The organism is Meiothermus sp., assembly GCF_037443965.1.
GTDB lineage: Bacteria > Deinococcota > Deinococci > Deinococcales > Thermaceae > Meiothermus.
Genome location: NZ_JBBINI010000003.1, coordinates 122,774 through 145,061, shown reverse-complemented (window position 1 = coordinate 145,061; position 22,288 = coordinate 122,774). Strand labels below are relative to the sequence as shown.

The window sequence follows — 22,288 nt, the reverse complement described above, 5'->3', positions numbered from 1 at the left end:
CGCTACTCCTGTTTCCAGATACTCAAATTATAGGCTTCAATGGTGGGGCCACCCAGCACGAATTCGGCTCCTCGGGGTGCTGGGGCCGCTTGGGGATGGTCGGCGTAGTTGAAGGCAAATACCAGGTTTCCCCGCTGTCGCACCCGCATTCCGTCGGGCAGCAGGTTTACTGACAACCCCAGGGCTCTGACCACCTGGCCCAGATAGGCATTGAGAAACTCACGACTGGGCCAGAAAGCCAGGTAGTGCAGGTGGTGGTGCTGATAGATGGCTCCCTTGCCATCGCCAAAGGTTGCTATCGGTTCTAAGTCCGACTCAATCCACTCTTTCCACACCTCGGCCTTCCACTTCTCTCCACCAAAAAATACCGTGTCGGCCAGCCCAGGACGGTAACTCTCTACCCGTGTGACCTTGAGGGGTAGCAGTGCTTGCAAGGCTCCGGGAGGCAGGCCTGGCGGAATCTGGAAATGCTCGGTTTTGGATCCGGTGCGGGGGCCCAACACGATGGGGCAAGGGGCCTTCTCGAGGGCTTCCAGAGTTTTTTCGCGCACAATGGGTAGGCTGGGGGCGACCACCAGCTTATAACCCGACAGGTCGGCTCCAGGGCGCACAAAATCTATATTCAACCCCAGCTTGCGCAGCGCGGTATGGAAGTGCATGCACAGCACGGTGTAGTTCCAGCCCGATCCATGAGGCTGGGTTTCGAAGAGCCAGCTTGCCTCGTAGTCGTAGATGAGCGCAACCGGGGCCTGGGTGGTTTGGGGCAAGGGCAGTCGGGCAAGTTCTTCCAGCACTTGTTTGGCTTCGAAATAGCCCACGTCAGGCTGAAAGTCGGGACGGTGGAGTCCGGCGTGCATCTGCTCCTGGGCGAAGGGCACCTGCCGCCAGCGGAAGTAACTCACCACCTCTGCGCCATGGGCCAGGGCTTCCCAGGTCCACAGCCGCACCATGCCGGGGGCAGGGGAAGGGTTGTTGGGGGCCCAGTTGACCGGCCCCGGCTGCTGTTCCATCACCCACCAGCGGGCCTTGGTGCCCCGGTAGAGGTCGTGGTGGAAGGCGGCGATGTCGGGGTGGCTGGCGCGGGCATAGTGCACCTTGCGCTCATCGGAGATAGGAGCCTCGCGGTCGGTGAAGCCCTGGGGATAGCTATCCCAGGAGGCCACATCGAGGTCGTCGGCCACGGCAAAGTGGTCGAAGTGGGTGTAGAAACCCATGAAATTGTGCGCGATAAAGCGTCCGGGCGAGTATTGACGGATTACTTCCACCTGCATTTTGTTGTAGGCCACTACCTGGTCGGAACTGAAACGGTAGAAGTCCAGGACGTGGCTGGGGTTGGGTTCGGTGACGGTGAGGTTGGGTAAGTCCACCTCGTCGAACGAGCGGTACTCCATGCTCCAGAAGACGGTGCCCCAGGCGGTGTTGAGCGCGTCAATACGACCGTATTTGGCCTGTAGCCAGCTCCGGAAGGCCCGCAGGTCTTCGGGGCCGTAGCTGCGCACGGTATCGTGACAGCCGTACTCGTTGTCGGTCTGCCAGCCCGCAAGATGGGGGTTCTGGCCGTAGCGACGGGCATACTCTGTCACGATGCGGTGGGATTCTTGTAAATACACCCGGCTGCTATGGGTATAGTGGCGGCGCGAGCCGAACTTGCGCGGGTGGCCTTGGGCGTCGTGGGCTAGGATCTCGGGATGTCGGTCTACCAACCACTTGGGTGGGGTAGCGGTGGGGGTGCCCAGCACGATCTTTAGTCCTGCATTGCCCAAGGTTTCGATGGCCTCATCCAGCCACTCCCAGGTAAAGCGACCTGGATCGGGTTCTATGCGACTCCAGGCGAACTCGCCAATGCGCACATAGGTCAGGCCCAACGCTCGCATGCGCTCGGCATCCTCGGCCCAGCGTTCGCGGGGCCAGTGTTCGGGGTAGTAGCAGACTCCTAACATAGGGGTTTCGACTGTTGAGGTGTTCGTTGAGTTTCTGGCCTTTATATGGGTAATTGTCGAAGGTCTAAGATCGAGGGCCAAAACCAAAGACCTTAGACCTTCAACTTTCGACCTTTGACACGCTCCTCACAACATGTCCTCCAACGTCCAGTGGTTGCTCCAGCGAGCGTCAATCTCGTCGCGCACGTTTTGGTAGCGGATATCGGTAGAGAGCCGAAGTCTGCCGAGTGCATCTTGGTTGGTGGTAGCAGCGTGGATCATGTAGGGCGAGTGGAGCATGATGTCGCCGGCTTGGTAGTCGGCAGCCAGCCAGCGGGAGCCAAATTTAGCAGCCAGGGCCGGCAGGTTTTTGCTTATCCAGCCATTCTCACCCATGTTTTTGTTGAAGGCATTGAGCCTTTCTTCAGGAGGAAGTAGCTGGTTTTGTTGAGCAAACTGGGCCTCGAGGGCCTGCCCTTTAGCGTGGGAACCCTCGAGGTACACCAGCCCACCCATCTCGATGGGGCAGTCGCCAATAGGAATCCAGACGGTGCAAAAACGGTCGGTACCGCCACGCAAGTAGACCAGATCGTAGTGGGCACCAGTTGCGCTCTTGTCGCCGGGCTTGGTGTAGCGGATAATTTTGCGCTTGTGCAGGTAGGCCGGGCCACCCAGAAACCCTTCGAGGAATTGCCACAGGCGCGGATGCAGGCAAAAGGACTCGTAAGCCGCGCTTCGTACCACTTCCATCAGACGCTTGGAAGCCAGGGTGCGGTCTTCGGCCTGACCCGACCAGCGGCCCTCGGCAGGGTCGCTATGGGGCGTCAGGAGGCCGGTATCTTCAAAAGCGCGGAAGAAGTGGCGGCGAAAGGCCTCCACCTCGCTTCTGGGCAAGAAGCCCTGCAGCCAGAGATACCCTTGGGCCTGGTACTGCTCGAGGAGTTCTCCCACTGGATGGGCTGGATGGCTGGGTTTTAGGGCCCCCAGCAGGTTTGGGCTGAGGGGGTAATGGTTGGACTCGAGGGTGGTTTCTAAAGGTCGTAACATCTGGTTTGGCCTCAATCCCAAAGTGCTACCGAGTCCTATCGAATGGCCGCGTCGAATCCGGCTATGAGCCAGCCGCGACTTCAGCCTAATCTTTCACCCCTCCCGCCGTGATACCCGCAATGAAATAGCGTTGCAGGAACAAGAACAAAACCAGAAAAGGCAGGGTCGTCATGACGGCCCCCACCATAATGCCCCCCCACGAGACCCGTGTCAGCCCAATCAGGGAGCCCAGCGCCACCGGCGCGGTTTGCATGTTTCGATCCGAGAGCACCAGCAAGGGCCACAGGTAGTCGTTCCAGGCGGCCAGGAAGAGGATGATGGCCAGGGCGGCCATGGCCGGTAGCACCAGCGGCACCGCTACACGGAAGAAGATGCGAAACTCCCCCGCCCCGTCTATGCGGGCGGCTTCCAGGAGGCTGACGGGCACGCTCAGGAAGTTTTGCCGCATGAAAAATACCCCCAGGCTGTTGGCCAGTGAGGGCAGAATCACCGCCCACCAGGTGTTGGTGAGGCGGAAGTCGAAGGTCATGGCTTCGCGTAGGGCGGGCACCCCAAGGAAGAGGTAGGCCAGCGCTGCCACTGCGTACCCCACCCACAGCACCCGCCCCAGGGTGGGCGAGAACCGGAGCCAAGCCAGCAGGGCCGCAATACCGCCAAACACCGCCATCCCGATCAGGATCGCCAGCAGGGTTTTGGCCTCGCGGGCCACCAGGATGAACTGGGGGATCACCACGGCAAAATAGGGGATGGTCAGGGTGGCGATCACCAGCGAGAACACCATGCCTTTGCCCCAGAAATCGAAGCGGGCAAAGGCATAACCGGCCAGGCTGGTCAGGAAGATCGAGAGCACCGTGTAGATACTCGCGACCATGATGCTGTTGAAGAGGGTGCGCAGGAAGTTGGTGTCGGACTGTAGGCTTTGCAGGTTGGCGGCAAACTGGTTGCCCGGCAGGATGGGGGTGGGGGTGCTGAAAATGGCGATCTCGGGGTGGGTCGAAAAAACAAACATCAGCCACAAGGGAGCCAGCCACAGCAGGGCCAGGGGGGTCAGGAACAGGTGCAGCCAGAAGCTGCGCCACCAGAGCCGCCGCTTCACGACTCCCTCCCGAAAAGCCGGAGCTGGATGATGGAGAAGACCAGCGCCAGCAGGGTGATGGCGTAGGCGATGGTGGAGGCATAGCCGAAGTTGATGTTCTGGAAGCCCTGGCGGTAGAGGTAGACCCCCAGGGTGGTGGTGGCGGTGCCGGGGCCGCCGTTGGTGATGAGCCAGGGCTCGGTGAAGAGTTGCAGGGTTCCGATGATGGAGAGCACCAGGCAAAACAGCAGCACGGGGCGCAGGCTGGGTACGGTGATGCGCCAGAACTGCTGCCAGGGGCTGGCGCCATCAATCTCGGCGGCCTCGTAGATGTCCTTGGGGATGCTTTGCAGACCGGCCAGGATGATGATGGCGTTGTAGCCGGTCCAGCGCCAGGTGAGGGTGGTAATGATCACTGCCATGGCGCCGGTGGGGTCGAAAATCCAGTTGAGCTCGAGGCCCGTGGCCGCATTGACCGCGCCGTTTTGGTTGAAAAGCAGGCGGAACACCGCCGAGTAGGCCACCGCCCCCACCACCACCGGGGCAAAAAAAGCAAAGCGAAAAAACCCCTTGACCCGCAATAATTGCGAGTTCAGCCCAATGGCTAAAGCGGTGGCTAGGGCCAGCATCAGGGGTACCTGGATTACCAGAATCAAAACCGTGTTGCGCAGGGCGTCCCAAAAAGCCGCATCGCCCAGGATGCGCCCCCAGTTGACGCTCAGGTTCCAGACCGGGGGGGAGACCCGGGTGTTTTGAAACGAGAGCAAAAGCGACTCGAGGATGGGCCAAGCCCAGAACAAAGCGAAAATCGCCAGGTAGGGCAGCAGAAAAAGGTAGGGGGTCGCGCTACGTTTCATAGCAGATTCGGGTAGTTCGTTGCCGGACGGTGACGAACCACCCCGACCAACGGGAGTACTCTAGGATTCAAAAAGATAGCCTCTAGATGCTTTTTATTGGATAGGTATCTTTTTGAATCCGGCATCACGCGTCCTCCCGGGAAAAAGCTTGGGTCTATGGCACCTCACGGGATGCTCTAAATTGACTCTACTGTTGTAAAAGCGAGGGGGTGAGGTTGCCCCCACCCCCAAAGTGGTTTCAGCGTGCGATGGGCAGACCGGTGGCCTGCGAGATCTGCTGGGCGGCGGCATCGAGGGCCGCTTTGGCGTTCGGGAAGCGCCCGGCTACGTAGTCGGCCTGGGTCTTGACCATAATGGCGCGGGCTTCCTGGAAGAACTGAGTGCCACGGGCGGCGGGCACGTTACCCAGGGTGCCCAGAATCTGCTGCCAGATGCGCTGGTTGCCCCAGTAGGGTTGGGGCTGGGCCACGTAGGGGTCGCGGGTGGCGGCCAGCAGCGAGGGTACCAGTCCGAATTCCTTGAGCATAGTCACCTGGCCCTCGGTGGTGCCCAGGGCATAGCGGACGAAGGCCCAGGCGGCTTCCTTGTTGCGCGAGGAGGCCGGAATGGCCAGCGCGGAACCGCCCAGGTTGGCGGCCCGTACCCCGTTCGCCCGTGAGGCGGGCATCGGATAAACGCCCCACTTACCGCTCTGATCGGGGGCGTTGGAGCGGATGGTGCCTTCGTACCAGGCTCCGAACATGCTGGTGGCCACGGTGCCGGCCTTGAAGCCCTGGATCTGCTCGTTCCAGCCGCCTTGCATCACGATACCGGCATCAATCAGCTTCTTGACGGTCTCGAGCGCGGTCACACAACCGGGCTGGTTCACCGTGACGGCGTTGGCGTCGTTGTTGAAGTAGAAGCAGCCGTTCTGGTTGGCCAGCATGCGGAACCACTCGTCGTCCTGACCGTTGGCAATCACCCCTACCTTGACGCGGTTGTTGGTGGCCTGGGCGATGCGGCGACCCGCGGCGATGAAGTCGTCCCAGGTGCGGATGGTAGCCGGGTTGACGCCGGCCTGGCTGTAGATGTCGCGCCGGTAGAACATGACCACTGGGCCGGAGTCCCAGGGCATGGCGAAGACACGGTTGCCCACGGTGAGTTCGGTCCACTTGAAGGCGGGGAACTGGTTGCGCAGGGTGGAGGCGGCGGGTTGCAGGGTGTTCATGTCGGTGAAGCAGTTGGGGAAACGGGCCCAGAACACCTCGGCTTCGTTGTTTTCGATGGAGTACACGTCGGGCAGGTCGCCCCCACCGGCAGCACAGCCTGCTAGACCGCGGTCGTAGGTGGCCTGATTGCCGATGTCCAATACGTTAACTTTGACGTTGGGGAAGAGCTTGTTGAAACCTGGGATATTGGCTTCCAGGGCTTTGGCAGCGATGTCCCAACTCCACACGGTGATCTCGCCGCGCAGGTTGGGGTTCCCCTGCATTTGCTGGGCCGAGGCCAACGTCAGGGCCAAGGCCGTGGCTAAAACCAAAAGACGCTTCATGGTGATCCTCCTTTTTAAATGCCAGCCTTTTCCGGGGCTCCGGCGTATGGGCAGCGCAACCCTGGCCCGCTAGCGTCGAAGCAGGTTCATTTCCCCGTCAAGGTTCATAGCGAGTCTACCGGTGGGCCTCGAGGCTTGTCAATAGTTTTGGATACTTTCGAAAGGTTTCGAATGTATTCATGAATCTCAAGTGGCCTGGGCCACCTCGAGCCCTGTTTGCCGCAGGAGCTCGAGGTCTTCCTTTTTGGCCTTGCGGTCGGTGAGGAGCAGGTTGGCCGTTTCCAGCGGCCCAATGCGGGCGGCAGCCACCTGCATGATCTTGCTGTGATCGGCCAGCACGATGGTCTCGCGGGCGGCTTCGATCATGGCCCGCTTGATCTCGGCTTCTTGCAGGTTGGTGTTGGTGAAGCCTTTATCGGGATGTACCCCGTTGCAACCAATAAAAGCTTTGTCGGCATTGATTTCTTGCAGCAGCAGCGAGCCATAGGGGTTTACCAGCGAGTGCTGTAAAGGCCGTAGGGTGCCGCCCGTAACAATTACCGTAATGCCGGGGTGAGACTCCAACAGCAGGGCGATGTTGAGGCCGCTGGTGATGACCACCACGTTCCGGAGCGACGGCGAGAGGGCTTTGGCCAGCTCGGTGGTGGTACTGCCCACGTCCACAATAATCGTCTCGCCGTCGCGCACCAGCCCGGCGGCATGGTGACCGATTTGTTGCTTTTCGCGAGCGTGCATCTGGCGGGTTTCTTCGAGTGGAAGCTCGAAGCGCTTGGCCTCGGCGGGCACTGCCCCACCCCTGGTTCGCCGCAACAAACCCTGGTGTTCTAGATACTCCAAGTCGGTGCGGATGGTGACGGTGGAAACCCCGAAGCGGTTGGCCAGCCGTGCCACGTGGGCCTGACCGTCGCGCCGCAACACCTCCAGGATTTCCTGGTGGCGAAAGGTGGCCTCGAGGGAGGGCATAGCGAAAGCATACGAAAGTTTGCGAAGGGATGCAAACAAAAACTATTCTTCTTCCATCAGAAGCGGTAAAAACACCGTAAAACGGGTCTCGCCGGGCCGGCTGGCTACGCGAATTTCGCCCCCGTGGGCTTCAGCAATCTGCTTGGCGATGGCCAGGCCCAGCCCGGTACCGCCCTCGGGGCCGCGGGCGAAACGGGTAAACAGGCGCGGTAACACCTCGGGGGCGATGCCCTGCCCCCGATCCACCACTGCAAAGGCTGCCCAGGGCTGCTTGGGGGGCTTCATCTCGGGGGTGGAGGTGGTGCGCAGTTCGTCGGCGGACTCGTAGGGGTCGGGGGGGTTGTCGGTGGGCTCCTTGACCATCCAGACCCGCACCTGCACCTTTTCGGGAGCGCCTGCGGCCCGCACGGCGTTGGCAATCAGGTTGCGGGCCAGTTGCAGCAGGCGGTCAGGGTCGCCCAGCACCTCGGGAAACTCGGGGGGCATTTTGAGGATCACGCCGGGGTATTCGCCCACAGCCTGGCGCAGCAGGTCGCCCAGATGGATGATGTGGGCGTTTACGGTGCGCTCGGCCTCGCCACGGGCCAGGGCCAGCAAGTCTTGCACCATGCGCGCGGTGTGGGCCGCGATTTTGCGGGCGCGCTCGAGCATCTCGGTATCGCCGGGGTTGCGGCTGAGGCGCTCGAGGTAGCCATTCAGTGAGGTGAGGGGGGTGCGCAGTTCGTGCGAGACCTCGGCCAGGAAGGCCCGCTCACGCGCCTGGGCCTCGCGCAGCTCGCCCAGCAGGTCGTTGACCTTCTCCACCATCAACCCCAGGTCGTCCTTGGGGCCGGTGTAGTGGATGGGCTCGAGGTTGCGCGGGCCGCGCTTGTCTACCTCTGAGGCCGCGCGGTGCAGCGGGATGAGCGAGAGGCGGGCCGCCAGCACAATCAAGAGGGCCCCCAAGGGCAATAGAAAAGCCATCCCCTGGACTAAGGTATTGCGCACGGTGGTCGAGATGCTCTCGATGTAGCGGGTGTCCTGGCTAACCACCACCACCGCCCCCGGAATCTCCTGGTAGGCTGCCATGAAGGTTGCGGCGTAGTAGGGCTTGGCGGTACTGCTGGCCGCGCGGATGAAGTTTTTGGGCACTTTTTGCTCGAAGTCGGGCGTGGGGGCAATCAGGAGCTGTCCGCCCGAACTGTAGAAGCTCACGTTCACCGGCCCCGAGCGCGGTAGGCTGATTTCCCCGGCCCGACCCGAGGCGTACAGTTGGGCTACCTCGTTGACGTAGCGCAGCAGGGTGCGCTCGACCTGCCCATACAGGCCAAAGTTGATGCTGTAGACCGCAATAACCAGCGTCAGGACGAGAATAAGCACCCACAGGATCGCATAGGCCACGATCAGTCGGGTGCGGAAGGACATAAATGGGTAGTTGGGGGGCTGGACTCGAGAGCTGGGTTGCTTGCGCTTGGCACAGAACGCTTTGCCCTGGACGCGCCTTTAGGCATTCACTCGGCCTCGCGCTGGCGCAGGGCATAGCCTACGCCGCGCACGGTGCGCAAGTAACCGTAGGCCCCGGCTTCGCGCAGCTTGGAGCGCAGGTTGGCAATGTGCACATCCACTACGTTGGAGTCGCGCTCGAGCTGCCTTCCCCACAGGTGCTCCTCGATTTCCTGGCGGCTAAAAACCTTGCCAGCCCGGCTCACCAAAAGCGACAGCAGTTCAAACTCCTTGGGCGACAGGCGCAGTTCCTGCCCATCGAAGAGCACCTGACGTTTGGAGAGATGTACTTCCAGCCCTCCCACACTCACTTGCTCGCCTCCCTCGCGGTGGCGCAACTGCACCTGGATGCGGGCCAGCAGTTCGGCAGGGTGGAAGGGCTTGACGATGTAATCATCGGCCCCGTCGGAGAGCAGGCTGACCTTGCGCTCGACCGCATCGGCAGCGGTCAGGACAATGATGGGCACTTCGTAGCCCGCCCGGATGCGCCGGGCGACCTCGCCGCCGTCCAGGTCGGGTAGGCCCAGGTCGAGAATGACCAGGTCGGGTACTGCTTCGCGTAGGCGAACCAGGCCCGACATCCCTCCGGAGGCCCAGTCTACGGTGTAGCCAGACTCGCCCAGCTCGAGCTGCAACAGGTGGGCAATTTCAGGGTCGTCTTCAATCAACAGAATGCGTTTCATCGAACCTCCGGCAAGACACGCCCATTGGGCAGGTTCAGACGGTATGTGCGGGTCAGAAGCTCATTCAGGCTAACACGTTCTCCTTGGATCATCAGTGCAATATCACCCCTGGGGGTGGTGATCCCATTGTACGGGGCGCGGTAGCCTCCATCCACCCGAAACAGCACCCGAACCTCCCGGTTGGCGGGCGCAGGCAGTTTGCTTTGCAATACCATGTTGCGTTCATCCACATGCCAGACCACATACACCGTGAGCAAATCCGGAGACACCACCCGAATCTCACTCCCGGAAGGGATAAAAGGTAGATTGGGCAGCGGCGCAAGCGCCAATACGAAGGCCAATATAAGACTGCGCATCGTCACACCACTATGCAAGGCTACCCGAACAGGCGTATGGGATTCCGATAAAGGGCATTTTAACCTGATGGGGCTGGGTTTGTGCAGTTTTCAAGTTCAGGTAGCACTCCATAGGCCTGCGAAACAGGTTCAATGCTAAACAATGTTAGGTTCAATCCTAGTGCAAATCCCAGCCCACAAAGTTTAGCATTTCTTTAGCTGGGAAGTAATGCCTTCGTCACGCTTTTCGACACTCGTACTTGGTGCACGAGCGCAAGCGAGTCCCGACAGTGGATCGTTCCCAGGGTGCACGGAGCGTGCTCCATCCCGACAGGGGTCATCCCACGGCCCTGATAAAGGGTCGCTTATCCAAGACGACTACCCAGGCCTGGGGATAACCTTCAGTGAGCGTTCAGAAAGATGGCCTAAACTTGGCTGGTGAAGAATTTGCTTCGAGGTCTCCTGTGGGTGCTTTTGCTGGGTGGGGCCGCTTATGCCCAGCGGCCGTTAGATATTGCCTTCTGGCACACCCTCGAGCCCCCAGCGCGGGAGGCGCTGGAAAAAATTGTGGCCGACTTCAACAGCCGGCAGCGCGACTACCGTGTGCTACCGCAGTATGTGGGCGACCTGCGCGAAGGGGGTATTAAACTCACCGCGGCCATTCGCGCCGGTAATGCGCCCCCGCTCTACTACGGCGAGGTTTCGTTCGTGAGCCGGGCGGTACAGGAAAACCTGGCCTTGCCGCTGGACGAGTACCTCGGGGCCTTGCCGGGTGACTTCTATCCGGGGCTGCTCGAGGCCGGGCGCTGGCGGGGCCGAACCTATGCCCTGCCGGTGGAACTGCACCTGCCGGTATTGTTTTTCAATGCTGACCAACTGGCCAGCCGCCGCCTCAACCCCCCCCCAACCTGGGAGGCCCTGGCCGCGGCGGCCCAGCAGCTCACCACCCGCTCGGCCAAGGGTTTTATCGTGGTGAGCGATGTGTACAGCTTTAATGCGGTGGTGATGAGCCGGGGCGGGCAACTGGTGCGCGAAGGTCGGCCCAACTTTACCGATGCCAAGGTGGTGCAGAGCCTCGAGTACCTGCAGAACCTGGTGCGTTCGGGCAGCGCGGTGAGCCGCAACATCGCCGAGGCCCCCTTTGCCATGGTGGATTTTGTGCGCACCAAGGTGTTTATGGGGGTGGCCCCCATCACCGTCTGGCCCACCCTGGAAAAGCGCACCCCCATTCCTTTCCGGCTGGGGGTGGCCCCGCTGCCCCGCACCCCCGACGGCAAGCTGCCGCTGGCCGGGGGCAACCTGATGGTGCTGCGCGGGGCCAGCGAGGCCCAGGCCCGCGGGGCGGTGGCGCTGTGGCGCTACTGGATGGAGCCGGCTGTGCAGGCAGCCTGGGTTCAGGCCACCTACTGCCTGCCCCTGCGCCGTTCGGCCCAGCCCTTGCTGGAGGATTTCTACCGTGAAGACCCCCGGCGACGGGTGGTGCTGGGGGGCCTCGAGCAGGCCGCGGTCTGGACACAAGACCCCGAGGTAACCCTGTGGTACGGCTTTCTGGAAGAGGCCCTCGAGCGCGTTTTGAAGGGCAACGTCAACCCCCGTCAAGCCCTGGAAGAAGCCCAGCGCAAAGCCCTGACGGTGGAACGCCGCTAGCAACCTTAGCTTGTTCAACTCACGACCCAATAACTACAGTGCTGCCTGTCGCAGCCGATCCTTTTGAGTTGGCTGTGCGCGTGAACGCACAAAGCTCGAGTTAGCCCGCGGCTGCCCCGTGATGGGTGGGGTGGTGGTTGCGCCAGAAAACCCGGTTGGTCAGCTCGGCCAGCCCCCAGGCCAGCAGGGCCGTGCCCAGCAGCACCCCCCACAGGAGCAGGGGCAGCGGTACCAGGTCCAGCGCCAGCATGCTGGCAGGCAGCATACCCACCCCAAACTGCACGGCCATCCCCAGCAGCACCGCGCCATGTAGCCAGCGGTTGGGTAGGGGGAAGAGGTGGGTGTGACGGGCGGGGTAGGCGAAAAAGAGCTGCACGATGGCCATGAAGTGGAAGGCCACGCTGCGGGTGGCCTCGAGGCTATACCCCAAACGCGGCAGGATGCCCAGAAGCGCCAGCGCGCAGAGTGCCTTAATGCCGCCGCTTACCAGCACAAAGCGCAGGGACTTTTGATCCAGCAAGGGGGCTTTGGGGGGCCGCGGCGGATACTGCATGACGCCGGGGTTTTTGTCGAGGGTCAGGGCCAGGGCCGGAAGGCCGTCGGTAATCAGGTTGATCCACAGAATTTGCACGGCGGTAAGGGGCAGCAGTAGGGCTCCCGTAGCATCGCGCAGGTTTAGAAGTGCGGCGGCCAGGGCTCCAATGGACACCACCAGCACCTCGGAAAGGTTGGTGGAGAAGAGGAAGCGGATAAATTTCTGGATGTTCTCGTAGATGCTGCGCCCCTCCTCTACGGCCGCCACGATGGTGGCGAAGTTGTCGTCCAGCAGCACCAGGTCGGCCACCTCGCGGCTCACGTCCGAGCCGCGCTGCCCCATGGCCACGCCCACATCGGCGCGCTTGAGGGCCGGGGCGTCGTTCACGCCGTCGCCGGTCATGGCCACCACCTCGCCGCTGGACTGGAGCAACTCCACCAGCCGCAGTTTGTGCTCGGGGGAGACCCGGGCAAACACATTCACCTCGTGCATGGCCTTGAGCAACGCCTGCTGGCTGAACTTCTCCAGGTCGTTGCCGGTGATGACCCGCTCGCCCGGAATGCCAATCTGATGGGCGATGGCCAGCGCGGTGGCCGGATGGTCGCCGGTAACCATCAAGACCCGGATGCCGGCTTCCTGGGCCTTGCGGATGGCCTCGGGTACCTCGGGCCGGGGCGGGTCCCAGAACAGCACCAGGCCCAAAAACTGCAAGCCCTCCTCGGCTTCACCGCTGCCCCAGGCCACCCCCAGCACCCGGTAGCCCTCAGCGGCGTAGGCCAGGGCTTTCTCGAGCCAGGTTTGCCGCTCCTCGGCAGCGAGGTTGGAGCGGCCCAGGAGCACTTCGGGGGCGCCCTTGAGGTAGCTTGCCAGGCCTTCCTCGGTCTGCACCGTGACCCGCTGGAACTTGTGGCTGCTCTCGAAGGCCCGCTCGGAGTGGCGGGGGCGGCTTTGCCGCAGGGCCTCCACATCCAACCCTTGTTGCCTGACATAGTCCAGCAAGGCCAGATCCATGGGGTCGCCGATGCCGTGGTCGGCGTCGTTGGCCAGGGCCAGGGCTACATGGGCCAGGGCCGGGTCGGGGCTGTCCAGGGCCCGCACTTCCATGCGGTTTTCGGTCAGGGTGCCGGTTTTGTCGGTGGCGATGACCGTAACCGAGCCCAGGGCCTCCACCGCCGAGAGTTTGCGCACCACCGCTTTGCGCCCGGCCATGCGCTCCACCCCCAGCGAAAGGGTGAGGGTGAGCACGGCCGGAAGCCCCTCGGGCACGGCGGCCACCGCCAGGGCCACCGCAAACAGAAAGACCTGCGGGAGCCGCTCCACCCCCTCGGTGAACAGGCCCAGGAGCACCAGCAGCCCGGCCAGAACCAGCACCCACCGGGCCACCTGGTTGCCGAAGTGGTGCAGGTCGTGCTCGAGCGGGGTGGGTTCGGCCTTGATCTCGCCCAGCAGGACGGCCAGCCGGCCCAGGGCGCTCTGCGGGCCGGTGCGCTGTACCTCGGCAAAGGCCTTGCCCCGCACCAGCAGGGTTCCACTAAACAACTCCTGGCCTGCTTCTTTCTCCACCGGGAGGCTTTCGCCGGTCAGAACCGACTCATCTACCAGCGGGCTGCCCTCCTTTACCTCCACGTCGGCGGGTACCCGGTCGCCGGCCTCGAGGCGCACCAGATCGCCGGGCACCAGCTCGCGGCTGGGGCGCTGCACCCAGACCCCATCGCGTTCGACCCAGACCAGGGGGCTGGACAGCCGCTTGAGCTTGTTCAGGGCCGCTTCCGACTTGCGCTCCTGCCAGGTGCCCAGCCCGGCATTGAGCAGCAGAATCAGGCCAATGACCAGGGACTCCAAGGGCCAGCCGTGCCGACCCTCGAGCCACCACACCGCAAAATCCACCACCAGGGCAAACAGCAAGATGTAGATGAGCGGGCTTTTGAACTGATGCAAAAACCGACGCCACAGCGGCTCGGGACGCTTTTCGGGCAGGGCGTTGGGGCCGATGCGGGCCAGACGCGCTCGAGCCTCGGACTCGCTCAAACCGGCAAACGATGGTTGAACCTGCATGGTAGCCCTCCGCGCTCACTCACCCTTTACGCTGGCCGGTATCCGTTACCGGCGCATTACCCGGATGGCCCTGCCGGGCCTGGATGCTTCGGATCAGCGCCTCGGCGGCTTGCCTTACCTCCGGGCTGGGTTCTTCGCCGCTGCCAAACAGTCGGCCCTCGATGCCGTAGATCAGGGTGCGGGGGGGCAGTACACCCAGGCTGCGGGCGAGCTCGAGGGTCTCGTTCAGGTGAATGGTGTGGCTCGAGAGCCGCTCAAAAACCGCGGGTAGGGGTGCTGCACCCACCTCCAGCACGTGCAGGGTTCCCGGCGGTTGGCCCGAGACCACCGCCTCCACCACCCAGGCCTCGTCGGCCCCGGCCAGGCCGTCCAGCAAACGGGTCAGGTCGTCGCCCACCTCGCAGACCTCGAGCCCGGCCTGGCGCAAGCGCTGGGCAATCCAAGGCCCCACAGCATCGTCTTGGCGGTAGGGGTTGCCCAGGGTCAGCACCTTAGGTTTCATGCTCGATTTCCAGCCGCAAAAAGTGGGTCGCGCACGAGATGCAGGGGTCGTAGTTGCGGATGGTCTGCTCGCAGCGCAGGGTGAGTTCGGGTTTGGGCAGCTCGAGGTGAGCCGCCACAAACTGCCGCAGGTCTTCCTCGATCCTCTTCTGGTTTTGTGAGGTGGGGGGTACTATTTTGGCCTCGGTAATCAGGCCCTTTTCGTCCATCTGGTAGCGGTGGTAGAGAATGCCGCGCGGGGCCTCGCTACAGCCCGCCCCCGTGGCGGCTTTGGGCACGACCGGCAGGCTGGGGGCATCGGGCTCCTCGTAGGCTTGGATGATACGCAGGGCCTCTTCGCAGGCGTACAGGGTTTCGATGGCCCGCACCACAATGCTCTTGAAGGGGTTGCGACAGACCGGCCCCAGGCCAACCTCTCGGGCCAGCGATTGCAGCGAGGCCGGCAGCCGGTCGAAGTTCAGGTTGTAGCGGGCCAGCGGCCCCACCAGGTAGGGCTGGCCCTGAAGGGTCGCGTGCAGGGCGTTGGAGTGGGGGACGTGTTCTTCGTGAAAGTGCCGCTCGAAGTCTGCAACCGGTATGTCCAGCCCTCGGTTGGAGACGATGCGCCCCTGCAGGATGGGGTAGGCGCCCTCTTCAGAGAGCGAGACAAAGGTATAGTCGGGCTCGAGGTCGGGAAAGTCCAGCCCTGCCACAAAGCGCACCGTCTCTAGGGCAATCTCGCGGGCTTGCTCGAGTTTCGCCAGCATAGTTTTCAGTTCCGCTTTACGTGGAACGCGGTAGAAGCCTCCCACCTTTACATTGACGGGGTGAATCTCCCGCCCGCCCAAGAGCGTCATCAGTTCGTTGCCGGTCTTTTTGAGCTGCAAGGCCCGCCTGACCCGCTCGGGCTGGTCTTGCGCCAGCCGTACCGAGTCGGGGTAGCCCAGAAAATCGGGGAGATGCAAAAAGTAGATGTGCAGCGTATGGCTCTCAATCCACTCCCCGCAGTAGAGCAGCCGCCGCAGGGCTTTGAGCTGACCTTCCACCTCCAGGCCCAAGGCGGCCTCTAGCGCCTGGCAAGAGCTCATCTGGTAGGCCACCGGGCAGATGCCGCAGATGCGGGCGGTGATGTCGGGCACCTCGGCAAAACTGCGCCCGCGCAGAAAGGCCTCAAAGAAGCGCGGCGGCTCGAAGATATCCAGCCGCACCTCCTCGACCCGGCTGCCCTTGACCCGTACGTACAGGGCCCCTTCTCCTTCGACGCGGGCCAGGTTGCCTACCCGGATGGTTCTGGTATGGCGGGGTTTTGCGGCGTCATCCATGGCGTGCTGCCTCCTTGCTGAAGGCTTTGGCCCCGGCGTTGTAGGTACGGAAGGCCCGTTGCTGGGCCGCCTCGTCCACGCCCAGGTGCGTCCACCAGGCGCTCAGGGCCACGGTGTTGGGGTTTTCCTGGGGGCCAAAGCAGCCATAGCAGCCCCGGGTGTAGGCCGGGCAGATGGCCCCACACCCGGCCTGGGTAACCGGCCCCAGGCAGGGGATGCCCTGGGCCACCATCACACAGACGGTGCCCCGGGCCTTGCACTCGAGGCAGACGCTGTGCTGGGGAATGTTGGGCTTGCGCCGGTGTAAGAAAGCCGAGACCACCTCGAGCAACTGAGCTTTGTTGATGGGGCAACCCCGCAGCTCGAAGTCCACCTTCACGTGCTCGGCAATGGCGGTGGAGTGCTGCAGGGTTTGGATGTACTCGGGCCGGGCATACACAATGCGGGTAAACTCCTCCACATCGGCAAAATTGCGCAAAGCCTGGATGCCCCCGGCGGTGGCACAGGCCCCAATGGTCACCAGAAACCTGGAGTTTTTGCGAATGGCCTGGATGCGCAGGGCATCGTGGGGGGTGGTGATGGAACCCTCGACCAGCGAAAGGTCGTAGGGGCCGGGCAGAACGGTGCTGGAGGCCTCGAGGAAGTTGGCAATCCGAACCGCTCCGGCCACGGCCAGCAGCTCATCCTCGCAGTCCAGCAGCGAAAGCTGACACCCGTCGCAGGAAGCAAACTTCCAGACCGCCAGGGTGGGTTTGCGTTTCTTACCGGGCATCTAAACCTCCTTTCGCATCATCCAGTCGCGCACCTGGGGGAAGGCAAATACCGGCCCATCTTTGCAGATGAAGTGCGGCCCCAACTGGCAGTGTCCACAAAACCCCACCGCACACTTCATGTTGCGCTCCATCGAAAGGTAGAGGTTTTCCTCCGGTACCCCGCGCCTCTTCAGCTCGGCAATGGTAAAGCGCATCATCACCTCCGGCCCTACCATCAGGGCGGTGGTGTGTGGGGGGTCTAGGTGCAGGTGGGGGATCAGCTCGGTTACCAGCCCTACCGACCCGTCCCAGGCACCCACGGCCCGGTCTACCGTAACCCGCACCGGCCAGGCGCCGGAGGCATGGGAAAGGGTGTGCTGCCAGCGTTGGAGTTCTTCCGGAAACAGCAGGTCGGCGGGGGTGCGTGCTCCATAAAGCAGGTAGATTCGCCCGTAGTCCCGGCGGTGGCGCAGCAGGTGGTAGATGGCAGGGCGTAAGGGGGGCAGTCCGATGCCGCCGGCCACCACCACCACGTCGTTTCCTCTGGCCTGTTCCATCGGCCAGTGGCTGCCGAAGGGCCCGCGCACCCCGACCACATCCCCCTTGCGGAGTTTGCACAGGGCCTCGGTGACCAGGCCCACCCGGCGGATGGTGTGCACGAGGCGCTCGGGCTTGTAGGGGTCGCCGCTGATGGAGATGGGCACCTCCCCCACCCCAAAGACATACAGCATGGTGAACTGGCCTGGCCGGAAAGTGAGCGGCGGGCCGGACTGGGCTTCCAACTCGAGCGTCACCACATCGGCGGTCTCGCGGAGGGCCCGTGCAACCCGAAAGGGACGGGGCTGCATGGGGTCGGGCCTTGGGGTTGGGCTAATGAGGCTGACCATACAAGTCCAGTAGGCGAAGCCGGGTGGCTTGCAGGCGTTCGCCGATGACCTTCGAGAAACGCTTGCACAGCTCGTAACCAAAGTGGTGGTCTTCTTCCGAGCGTTTCCGAACCGCTGCTGCGTCGAAGGCCAGCAGGCGGGTGGCCTGGAAGATGCGGGCGTCGAAGGTCTTGCGGGTCTCGGGCAACATCACCGACCAGCCCAGCACCTCCCCCGGCCCCAGGGTCTGAATCACCAGCTCACCCTGACCGGGGGTGTGAATCTCCAGGCGCACCAGCCCCTCCTGAATCAGGTAAAAATCTTTGGACACATCGCCCTCGCGGTAAAGGTAGTCGCCGACCTCCATAGCCAGCGGCTCGGCCAGCTCGGCCAGCCAGGCCAGGTCTTTGGGCCGCAGGCTGCGGAAGAAGGGGTGTTCGCTCAGGTAGTGTTCAAGACCGGTTTTAGACATGCGTGCCTCCCTCTTGCCGCCCAGGCAAAGTGCTTATCGCTGGGTTGTTCATGGCCGCCACTTCTTCGGTCAGATCGATGCCCACCGGGCACCAGGTGATGCAGCGGCCACACCCCACACACCCCAGGGTGCCAAACTGGTCTTGCCAGGTGGCCAGTTTGTGCGTCAGCCACTGGCGGTAGCGGGCCTTGGTCGAGACCCGCACGCTGCCGCCGTGTAGGTAGGAAAAGTCGGCGGTGAAGCAGGAGTCCCAGCGCCGGGTGCGCTCGGCTATCTGGCCTGCCAGGTCGTTATGGTCTTCCACGCTGGTGCAAAAACACGTAGGGCAGACCTGGGTGCAGTTGCCGCAGCTCAGGCAGCGGGCCGCCACCTCCTCCCAGCGGGGGTGCTCGAGGTTCTGGTAGAGCCGCTCCTTGAGACCTTCGCTATCCAGCCGACGACCCATGTTCCGGGCCGTCTGCGCCACCAGGGCCTCGGCGCGGCTGCACTCCGGCCCTTCCGCCGGACGATGGGCCACCCGATCCAGCAGCCGGCCCCCGGCCTCGCTGCCCACCTCTCCCACAAAGTAGTGCCGGTCGCCTTCCAGTACCTCGGTCAGGGCCAGGTCAAAGCCGGTCTGGGCTCTGGGGCCGCTGTTCACCGAGGCACAAAAACAGGTGTTGCCAGCCTGGGTGCAGTGGATGGCCACGATAAACACTTGCGCGCGCCGGGCTTTGTAATGGGGGTCTTGGTAGGGGCCGCCCAGAAAAACCCGGTCTTGAATCTGAATGGCCGCCAGTTCGCAGGCCCGTACCCCGATGAAGGCATATTTGGGGATAGGCTCTGCCTCGTTCTCGACCTCGAGGTTCCCATTCACCTTGCGGGCCCGGAATAAGCGCAGGAGGGGTGGATGCAAGAACCGCTTCCAGCTATGGGGCCCCACGTTGTAGCCGAACAGCGCTTCATCGCTGCGCCGCCGCAGGCGGTAGGTGCCCCCTTCCTGGTGGTCGGTGTAGCCGATGGGAAGGTCTTCAAGCTGCTGGACTTCATCGTAGACAATGGCCCCTTCCCGCACCTTTGGGCCCAGGGTCAGGTAGCCCTCCGCCCGGAGGGCTTGCAGGAGCTGCTCGAGCCCAGAGCGTTCCAGTACAAACTGGCCCTTGTGCATGCCTTCCTCCCGTTACTGCTAGCTTAACCGGTAGCGCTTGGGCCAAATGACCTCTGGTCTCGAGGCCAGTTCAGAGCAAAAGGCCCGTAAATTCTGCGGCTAAGGCCGCAAACCCTCAAACCCGCTTACGCTCATACTGCCCAAACCCAGGGCCACAACCTCGGCACGGTTGATCAGCAGGTATTCCAGCTTTTCCTGCATGACCCCTTCGCCCACCACCGCGTTCCGCAGGATCAACACATTTTCCGGCCCGCCCCATTGGGCCGCGCAGCGCCGGAAGGTTTCGAGGTCGGGGAAATCGTCCGGCCCAATCTCGTCGCCCTGTATGATGCGCTCTCCCAGAAAAACGATACGACTGTGCCTCATAAAAGCCTCCCTCAAGCCCTGGCCTTGCGGCCTTTACGGTTTTTCTCGGTCTCCACGATGCGCCGTTTGGTGCGCACCACGGAGTCGGGGTTAAGGCTGATGGAATCAATGCCTGCATCCACCAGGAAAGCGGCAAACTCGGGGTAATCGGAGGGAGCTTGCCCGCAAATTCCCACCTTGCGCCCGTGCTTATGGGCTTTTTGAATCAGCTCGGCGCAGGCCCACCGAACCGCCGGGTTGCGCTCGTCAAACAGGGCGGCTACCTGGGTGGAGTCGCGGTCTACCCCCAGCACCAACTGGGTCAGGTCGTTGGAACCAATGGAGAAGCCATCGAAGATTTGGCTAAATTCCTCGGCCAGGATTACGTTGGAAGGAATCTCAGCCATCACGTAGACCTCCAGGCCATTCTTACCGCGCTCCAGCCCACCTTCTTTCATGGTCGCCAGCACCTGCTGGCCTTCTTCTACCGTGCGGCAGAAGGGAATCATCACCACCAGGTTGGTCAGGCCCATCTCGTCGCGTACCCGCCGTACCGCCTCGACCTCGAGCAAAAAGCCCTCTTTGTAGTCGGGGTGGTAGTAGCGGCTGGCCCCGCGCCAGCCCAGCATGGGGTTTTCCTCGCTCGGTTCAAAGGCCTCGCCGCCCAGCAGTTTGGCATACTCATTGGTCTTGAAATCGCTCATCCGCAAGATAACCGGCTTGGGATAGAAGGCCCCGGCCAGCACCGCGATGCCCTGGCTCAGGCGGTCAACGAAGTACTCGCGCCCGCTTTTGTAGCCATTGGTCTTGAGCTCGATTTCGCGCCGTACCTTGGGACTCAGTTTTTCGGGGTAGAGCAGTGCCAGGGGATGAATGCCCACCCAGTCGGCGAAGATGAACTCCATCCGGGCCAGACCCACCCCATCGTTGGGCAGCAGGGCCAGCCGGAAGGCCTGTTCGGGGTTGCCCACGTTCATCATGACCTGGGTGCGGGTGGTACCTACCTTGTAGGGGTCGAATTCGTCCACTGCAAACTTCAGGATGCCCTCGTAGATGCGTCCCACTTCCCCCTGGGCACACGAGACCGTGACCGGGCCACCCTTGGCCAAGGCCTTGGTTGCCCCGGCGGCGCCTACAACCGCTGGAATGCCCAGCTCACGGGCCACAATGGCCGCGTGTGAAGTCCGCCCGCCCCGCTCGGTCACGATGGCGCTGGCGATTTTCATGATGGGTTCCCAGTCCGGGTTGGTGGTGACGGTCACCAATACATCGCCAGGTTTGATCTGGTTCATGGCCTGGGGGTCGCGGATGACCTTGGCGGGCCCGGTGGCGATCTTTTCCCCGACAGCCAGCCCCTCCACCAGCACCTTGCCTTCCTGTTGCAAGGTATAGGTCTTGATGGTGGGGTTTTTACGGCTGTGTACGGTTTCGGGACGGGCCTGCACAATAAACAACTCGCCGCTAATCCCGTCCTTGGCCCACTCGATATCCATAGGAGTGGGAGTACCGCGTTTCTTGGAGTAGTGCTGTTCGATCAGCACCGACCATTGGGCCAGCAGCAGCACCTCCTCGCTCGACAGCACCCACTGGTTGCGTTCGCTGGGCGCTACCGGGTTGTTGCGCAGCTTGTGCTGCTCGGTATCGTAGACCAAGCGGAGTTCCTTAGCCCCCAGTTTTTTCCACAGCAAGGGCTTGTACCCTTTGGCCAGGGTTTCCTTATGGACATAGAAGCGGTCGGGAGTGGACTTGCCCTGCACGATATTCTCGCCCAGGCCCCACACCCCTTCCAGCATCACCACCCCGTCGTAGCCGGTTTCGGTGTCGAGGGTAAAGATCACGCCCGAGGATGCCAAATCCGAGCGTACCAGTTGCTGAACCCCTACCGAGAGCAAAACCTTTTCGTGGGGGAAGCCCATATCCACCCGGTAGCGGGTGGCCCGGGCGGTGTAGAGGCTGGCAAAGCATTTCTTCACCGCGTCCAGCAACTCGACCTCGCCCTGGATGCCCAGGTAACTCTCGTGCTGCCCGGCAAAACTGGCAGTGGGTAGGTCTTCGGCGGTCGCTGAGGAGCGCACCGCGACCATCAGGTCTTCCACCCCGGCCTGGCGCGAGAGTTCACGGTAGGCCAGGAGGATCTCCCCCTCCAGGTCTTCGGGTAGCGAGGCCCGTAGAATTAGGCTTCGGATGAGCCGGGTGCGGCGGGCCAGGTCGTCGGGGTTGTGGGGATCCATCTCGCGTAACTGTTCGCGGATGGGGGCTCCTAAACCGTTGGCCTGCAGGAAGTGACGGTAAGCCTCGGCAGTAACAGCAAAGCCATCGGGCACCCGTACCCCCAACTTGCCCAGTTCGCGCACCATCTCGCCCAGCGAGGCGTTCTTCCCCCCGACCAGCGGTACTTGCTCAATACCCACCTCCTTAAACCACCGCACCCAGCGCATGGTGGGTTGGATGGAGCGGCCCTTGGGGCGGCTCGAGCGGGTTCTGGGCTTTACGGATTCAAGCGTAGCCATATAAGCCCCCTGCCTAAACCCTAAAAAGCCCCAGTTACCAACCCATTACCGTCCAGGAGTACATTTGTCCCATGCGGAGGCTCGAGCCGCACTTCGTAATTAGCCTGTATGGGTTTGATGGGCTACGGGGTCTGGTAAAGACGCGGCTATGTTATCTGGCTGGCGGTCTGCGGCTGGTTGTAGCTAAATTCAATTTGGATGACGGTAAAAGTGACAGCAGGAACCTCCTCATACGCATTTCGGTAGTATCGTTCACTTTGACAAG

The 22,288-nt window shown here is 62.5% G+C and carries 19 protein-coding genes; 1 reads left to right on the top strand and 18 read right to left on the bottom strand.

Annotation, left to right across the window (positions count from 1 at the left end; all coding sequences use genetic code 11):
- Positions 1-2: 2 nt before the first annotated feature.
- From WKI89_RS03040 to WKI89_RS03000, 9 genes are all read right to left on the bottom strand, one after another.
- Positions 3-1,940, bottom strand: a complete 1,938-nt coding sequence (locus tag WKI89_RS03040; RefSeq protein ID WP_337867750.1) for a beta-galactosidase — start codon at positions 1,938-1,940, stop codon at positions 3-5.
- A gap of 126 nt (positions 1,941-2,066) precedes the next feature.
- Positions 2,067-2,966, bottom strand: coding sequence for a phytanoyl-CoA dioxygenase family protein (locus WKI89_RS03035; protein ID WP_337867749.1), 900 nt, complete (start codon positions 2,964-2,966; stop codon positions 2,067-2,069).
- An 85-nt stretch (positions 2,967-3,051) separates the two neighbouring features.
- Complete coding sequence (locus WKI89_RS03030; protein WP_337867748.1) at positions 3,052-4,062, bottom strand: carbohydrate ABC transporter permease; 1,011 nt, start codon at positions 4,060-4,062, stop codon at positions 3,052-3,054.
- Positions 4,059-4,898 carry a sugar ABC transporter permease gene (locus WKI89_RS03025; RefSeq protein ID WP_337867747.1) on the bottom strand — a complete coding sequence of 280 codons (840 nt, stop codon included), beginning with the start codon at positions 4,896-4,898 and terminating at the stop codon, positions 4,059-4,061. The genes WKI89_RS03030 and WKI89_RS03025 overlap by 4 nt, the downstream gene beginning before the upstream one ends.
- Before the next feature lie 238 nt (positions 4,899-5,136).
- The gene (locus WKI89_RS03020) at positions 5,137-6,429 is read right to left on the bottom strand and encodes a sugar ABC transporter substrate-binding protein (RefSeq protein WP_337867746.1); all 1,293 of its coding nucleotides are present in this window, start codon (positions 6,427-6,429) and stop codon (positions 5,137-5,139) included.
- Positions 6,430-6,615: 186 nt separating this feature from the next.
- Positions 6,616-7,392 (bottom strand): DeoR/GlpR family DNA-binding transcription regulator, encoded by a 777-nt coding sequence (locus tag WKI89_RS03015; RefSeq protein ID WP_337867745.1) that lies wholly within the window; start codon positions 7,390-7,392, stop codon positions 6,616-6,618.
- 42 nt (positions 7,393-7,434) lie between these two features.
- A complete protein-coding gene (locus WKI89_RS03010) occupies positions 7,435-8,796 on the bottom strand; it encodes a HAMP domain-containing sensor histidine kinase (protein ID WP_337867744.1) in 1,362 nt (453 codons plus the stop codon).
- Positions 8,797-8,882: 86 nt separating this feature from the next.
- Positions 8,883-9,557, bottom strand: coding sequence for a response regulator transcription factor (locus WKI89_RS03005; RefSeq protein WP_337867743.1), 675 nt, complete (start codon positions 9,555-9,557; stop codon positions 8,883-8,885).
- Entirely contained in the window at positions 9,554-9,913 is a 360-nt protein-coding gene (locus WKI89_RS03000) for a hypothetical protein (RefSeq protein WP_337867770.1), read from the bottom strand. Before WKI89_RS03000 ends, WKI89_RS03005 begins: the two co-directional genes overlap by 4 nt.
- A 417-nt stretch (positions 9,914-10,330) precedes the next feature.
- Between WKI89_RS03000 and WKI89_RS02995 the strand changes: the two genes are divergently transcribed.
- Positions 10,331-11,539, top strand: coding sequence for an extracellular solute-binding protein (locus WKI89_RS02995; RefSeq protein WP_337867742.1), 1,209 nt, complete (start codon positions 10,331-10,333; stop codon positions 11,537-11,539).
- A gap of 100 nt (positions 11,540-11,639) precedes the next feature.
- On the opposite strand, the gene WKI89_RS02990 is transcribed toward WKI89_RS02995, so the two are convergent.
- The 9 genes from WKI89_RS02990 to ppsA all read right to left on the bottom strand — a co-directional run bounded on the left by WKI89_RS02990 (position 11,640) and on the right by ppsA (position 21,951).
- Positions 11,640-14,129: a cation-transporting P-type ATPase gene (locus WKI89_RS02990; RefSeq protein ID WP_337867741.1), complete on the bottom strand. Its 2,490-nt coding sequence runs from the start codon at positions 14,127-14,129 to the stop codon at positions 11,640-11,642.
- Positions 14,130-14,148: 19 nt separating this feature from the next.
- Positions 14,149-14,631, bottom strand: a complete 483-nt coding sequence (locus WKI89_RS02985; protein WP_337867740.1) for a hydrogenase maturation protease — start codon at positions 14,629-14,631, stop codon at positions 14,149-14,151.
- Positions 14,621-15,931, bottom strand: coding sequence for a Ni/Fe hydrogenase subunit alpha (locus WKI89_RS02980; protein WP_337867739.1), 1,311 nt, complete (start codon positions 15,929-15,931; stop codon positions 14,621-14,623). The genes WKI89_RS02985 and WKI89_RS02980 overlap by 11 nt, the downstream gene beginning before the upstream one ends.
- On the bottom strand, positions 15,924-16,703 hold the full coding sequence (locus WKI89_RS02975) for a hypothetical protein (RefSeq protein ID WP_337867738.1): 780 nt from the start codon (positions 16,701-16,703) through the stop codon (positions 15,924-15,926). The genes WKI89_RS02980 and WKI89_RS02975 overlap by 8 nt, the downstream gene beginning before the upstream one ends.
- The gene (locus tag WKI89_RS02970) at positions 16,704-17,570 is read right to left on the bottom strand and encodes an FAD/NAD(P)-binding protein (RefSeq protein WP_337867737.1); all 867 of its coding nucleotides are present in this window, start codon (positions 17,568-17,570) and stop codon (positions 16,704-16,706) included.
- The gene (locus tag WKI89_RS02965) at positions 17,554-18,021 is read right to left on the bottom strand and encodes a Crp/Fnr family transcriptional regulator (RefSeq protein ID WP_337867736.1); all 468 of its coding nucleotides are present in this window, start codon (positions 18,019-18,021) and stop codon (positions 17,554-17,556) included. The genes WKI89_RS02970 and WKI89_RS02965 overlap by 17 nt, the downstream gene beginning before the upstream one ends.
- Positions 18,014-19,168, bottom strand: coding sequence for a 4Fe-4S dicluster domain-containing protein (locus WKI89_RS02960; protein ID WP_337867735.1), 1,155 nt, complete (start codon positions 19,166-19,168; stop codon positions 18,014-18,016). Before WKI89_RS02960 ends, WKI89_RS02965 begins: the two co-directional genes overlap by 8 nt.
- A 99-nt stretch (positions 19,169-19,267) precedes the next feature.
- Complete coding sequence (locus WKI89_RS02955; RefSeq protein WP_337867734.1) at positions 19,268-19,534, bottom strand: hypothetical protein; 267 nt, start codon at positions 19,532-19,534, stop codon at positions 19,268-19,270.
- An 11-nt stretch (positions 19,535-19,545) separates the two neighbouring features.
- A complete protein-coding gene (gene ppsA / locus WKI89_RS02950) occupies positions 19,546-21,951 on the bottom strand; it encodes a phosphoenolpyruvate synthase (protein WP_337867769.1) in 2,406 nt (801 codons plus the stop codon).
- Between the last annotated feature and the right edge of the window lie 337 nt (positions 21,952-22,288).